General features: G+C 61.0%; 4 protein-coding genes. All 4 read right to left on the bottom strand.

Annotated features, from left to right (window positions below; all coding sequences use genetic code 11):
* Positions 1 to 450 (bottom strand): nitroreductase family protein (locus Q0G18_RS08970; protein WP_297152225.1); only part of this gene is annotated, 450 nt, incomplete at its 3' end.
* A gap of 138 nt (positions 451 to 588) precedes the next feature.
* Positions 589 to 1,350 carry a TlyA family RNA methyltransferase gene (locus Q0G18_RS08975; protein WP_297152232.1) on the bottom strand — a complete coding sequence of 254 codons (762 nt, stop codon included), beginning with the start codon at positions 1,348 to 1,350 and terminating at the stop codon, positions 589 to 591.
* 331 nt (positions 1,351 to 1,681) lie between these two features.
* Positions 1,682 to 2,737 (bottom strand): aspartate-semialdehyde dehydrogenase, encoded by a 1,056-nt coding sequence (locus tag Q0G18_RS08980; RefSeq protein ID WP_297152228.1) that lies wholly within the window; start codon positions 2,735 to 2,737, stop codon positions 1,682 to 1,684.
* A 10-nt stretch (positions 2,738 to 2,747) separates the two neighbouring features.
* Positions 2,748 to 4,025: an aspartate kinase gene (locus tag Q0G18_RS08985; RefSeq protein ID WP_277014145.1), complete on the bottom strand. Its 1,278-nt coding sequence runs from the start codon at positions 4,023 to 4,025 to the stop codon at positions 2,748 to 2,750.
* Positions 4,026 to 4,213: the final 188 nt, after the last annotated feature.

The raw sequence follows: 4,213 nt of genomic DNA on the forward strand, positions 1-4,213 counted from the left end.
GTGCCCTACCATCATAAGGTCTACGAGCACATAATTGTTCGGGATATTGAAATTCTTTCGAATAATCGCAGAATCATACGCCCCAACCCAGCAACTTCCGAGGTTTTCGGCCGCCGCAGCGTTCGCGATGTTGGTGAGGACGATCGACGTGTCGATGTCTCCGAAGTCGCCCGTTTCATAGCCGAGCCCCTTCGCTGACACGTCGGCATCGTAAGCGCCGATGATCACCGTGGGCGCGCCGTAGCGGCAGCGCGTCGCCTCGTCGATCTTCGCAAGGCCCTCGGCGCTTTGCACCACGCAAAGGCGAAATGGCTGCGAGTTCTTCGCCGTGGGAGAAAGCTGCGCCGCCTGAAGCAGCACATCGAGCTCGGCATCGGTCAACTGCACGTCGGAAAAAGAGCGCACCGAGTAGCGCGCCTTCAGAAGGTCGAGGTATTCCTGCCCGTTCATGCTGACTCCTTCGATCGATTGCGATTTGCCGAGAACAGTATAACCCCGAAGGCGGACAGGCCAAGCGCGCGAAGCTGGGCGAACCGAGTAGGCTCGACAAGCTCCCCTTCGAGAAGGTTGCGCCAAGAAAAGCCGCGCTCAGCCCTGGAAGACTGCGCGGACGAGGTATTCCACGTTCCCTTCCGCGCCTTTGATCGGCGACTCGATGGTGCCCGTTACCTCGAAGCCCTCGCCCTTAAGAGCGCAGCGGACCTCTTCCACCGTGCGGGCGCGCACGGCCTCGTCGCGCACGATGCCGTGGTCCGTCTCGTCGTGGCGGGACTCGAACTGGGGCTTGACCAGCCCTAAGAACACGCTCGCCGGAGCGTCTTCGGTCACTGGGCGCGACAAGCGCGCGAAAGCGGGAACCAGCACGGCAAGCCCGATGAAGCTCACATCGCACACGATCAAGTCGAACGGCGCGCCCAATTCCCCCGGATCGGCGAGCTTGATATTCGTGCGCTCGAAAACGCTCACGCGCTCGTCGGTGCGAATCTTCCAAGCGAGCTGACCGTAGTTCACGTCGACGCAGGCCACATGTGCAGCGCCCGCCTGCAAAAGGCAATCGGTGAAGCCGCCCGTCGACGATCCAACGTCGATGCAGTTCAGCCCCCGCACGTCCTGCCCGAACGCGTCGAGCGCGCCCTGCAGCTTATGCCCTCCGCGCGAAACGAACTGCTTGCGCCCGCGCACAACGATTTCCGCATCGGGCGCCACCTTCACCGCGGCACTCGTGACGTACACATCGCCCACCTTCACCTCATGCGCGAGCACAGCGCGCAAAACCGTGCCTGCATCAGAAAAAACTCCCTGCTCAACAAGGAGTTCGTCAAGGCGTATCTTTTTCGGCTTTTTCGTCATAAGGGCATTATACAAACTCAATACACGAACACAAGTTCGTTTTTCTATGATACACTACGCTCGTGCAAGGTGGCGGGCTACCCCCTATCCCATTAGGAGGTTGCTCATGGTTACCTATACGGAATTGTTCACATTCTGTCTGGTTGTGATAGCGGTTATCGAGCTTTCGTTACGCTTAAGAAAGTGAAGTAGCCGCCCCCGCTAAGACGGGAAACGGCTACTCCCACAAGCTCAAAACTTGCCAACGGGGTAGCTGCCGTAGGAGCGGCGAGCCACCTTGCACGCGTTCAGTATACCATCCTGGCACGAGGCTCGGCCGGACAATCCACTTTTAATCCTTCGGAAGCAAAAGCTGCGCGATCTGCACGGCATTGAGCGCTGCGCCCTTGCGGATCTGGTCGGCAACCACCCACATCGAAAGGCCGTGGTCGACCGTGTCGTCGCGGCGAATGCGCCCCACGTAGGTGTCGTTCGTTCCCGCGAGCAGACCGGGCATCGGGTACACGTTGTTCGCAGGGTCGTCCATCACGGTGACGCCAGGCGCTGCAGCGAGGGCCTCTCGGGCAGCCTCGGGCGTCACGTCGGCGGCGAACTCCACGTTCACGGACTCGCCGTGGCAGCGCAACACGGGAACGCGAACGCAAGTCGCGGCAACCTTCACGCCCGCATCACCCATGATCTTCTTCGTCTCGGCAACCATCTTCCACTCTTCCTTCGTGGAGTCGTCGTCGAGGAACTTGTCGATGTGCGGAATGCAGTTGAAGGCGATGCGATGCTGGAACGCCGACACCGTAAGCTCGTCGTCGGGCGTGCCGTCGAGAAACTCGCGCGTCTGATCGTAGAGCTCGGCCATCGCGGGTGCGCCGGCGCCGCTTGCCGCCTGATAGGTCGAAACGACAACGCGGGTGATTTTCGCCAGGTCATAGAGGGGTTTCAGGGCAACGACCATCTGGATGGTCGAGCAGTTCGGGTTGGCGATGACGCCCGAGTGCCACGACACGTCGCCCGGGTTCACCTCGGGAACCACCAGGGGCACGTCCTCATCCATGCGGAACGCGCTCGAGTTGTCGATCATGACGGCGCCCGCGGCAACCACAGCCTCGCGCATCGCCTTGGAAACGTCGGAGCCCGCAGAGAACAGCGCGATGTCGACGCCCTCGAACGACTCGGGGGTCATTTCCTGCACAGTGAGCTCGCCTGCGGGGACGTCGCCGCAACCCTCGAAGGGAAGCTTCTTGCCAGCCGAGCGTGCAGACGCGAGCGCGCGCACCTCGCTCGCGGGGAAGTCCAGGTCATGCAAGACCTTCAGGAACTCATTTCCCACAGCGCCCGTCGCACCGGCAACAGCAACAACCGGATGAGCAGGGATAACCTTCGTCCAAGCCATGTTTACCTCCCTATCGGCCCTTGTTCATCTTGGCGGCGATTTCTTCCGCCGAAAGCTGGGTTTCCACGAACACACTGTCGGAATCCAGACCGAAGGCGGTGTGCAGGCACTGGACCGCTTGAGCGGCCTGCGCGGCATCGACCACCACAGACAGACGAATCGGGCTCGTAGAGATAGCCAGGATGTTGATGTCGTTTTGGCCCAGCGTCTCGAACGCCTTCGCAGCAACGCCCGGCGAGGACTTCATGCCCGTGCCCACCAGGCTCACCTTCGCGATGTCCTCGTCGACGATGTAGGTGCGTGCGTTGATGGTCGGCACGATGCGCTCGACGGTCTCGCGGGCGCGCGGCAGATCGCCGCCCGGGCAGGTGAAGCTGATGTCGGTGATGCCCGACTCCGACACGTTCTGGATGATCATGTCGACGCTGACCTGGTTGGATGCCAGGGCGCTGAACAGCTTCGCCGCCACGCCCGACATATCGGGAACGCCGCGAATCGTGACTTTGACCTCGGACGTGTCGTGCGCAATGCCAGTGATTACCGCTTCCTCCATGTCGGGAGCCTCCTTGATATACGTGCCCTCGGCGTCGGAAAACGCCGAACGGGAATGGATGACGACGTTCCATTTGCGGGCGAACTCGACGGCGCGCATCTGGAGCACGCCGGCGCCCGCGCCAGCGAGTTCGAGCATGTCGTCATAGGAAATCTGGTCGAGCTTCTTGGCGCGCGGGCACACACGCGGATCGGCAGTGAAAACGCCTTCGACGTCGGAATAGATCTCGCACACGTCGGCATTGATTCCCCAGGCCACAGCCACTGCCGTCGTGTCGGAACCGCCGCGGCCGAGCGTGGTCATGTCATCGTTGTCGTCGATGCCCTGAAAGCCCGCAATCACGGGGATGATGCCCTTGTCGACCGTCTCCATGATGCGGTCGGATCGCACGCTGACGATCTTCGCCTTGTTGTGCGTCCCGTCCGTGCGGATGCCCGCCTGGCGGCCCGTGAAGCTCATGGCGTGATAGCCCTGCGCCTCGAGCGCCATGGCCAGAAGCGTCATCGACACCTGCTCGCCGGTCGAAAGGAGGCGGTCAAGCTCGCGCGCTGGAGGGTTCGTGTTGAGCGCGTTTGCAAGTCCTACCAGCTCATCGGTCGTTTTTCCCATCGCAGAGACGACGGCGACCACATCGTCGCCCGCCTTCTTCTTGGCAATGAGTTTGTTCGCGACCATCTTGATACGCTCGGGCGACGCGACCGACGTCCCCCCGAATTTGCATACGACTAACGACATCTCGATCTTTCTTTTGAAAGGGAAACCTTTGCGCCACTATACCAAACGGCTCGGGATACACTCCCGAGCCGTACACGAGCGAGCAATTTTCCATGCCGAGTACACCGAGCCGGTTGATTTGTAAGTTCATCCGAACACTTAGGTTTCGTTCTCGAACTCAGCCGGACATGTCCGGCTGAGTTCGAGAA

Origin of the sequence: uncultured Ellagibacter sp. (assembly GCF_934636505.1) — a bacterium.
GTDB lineage: Bacteria > Actinomycetota > Coriobacteriia > Coriobacteriales > Eggerthellaceae > Ellagibacter.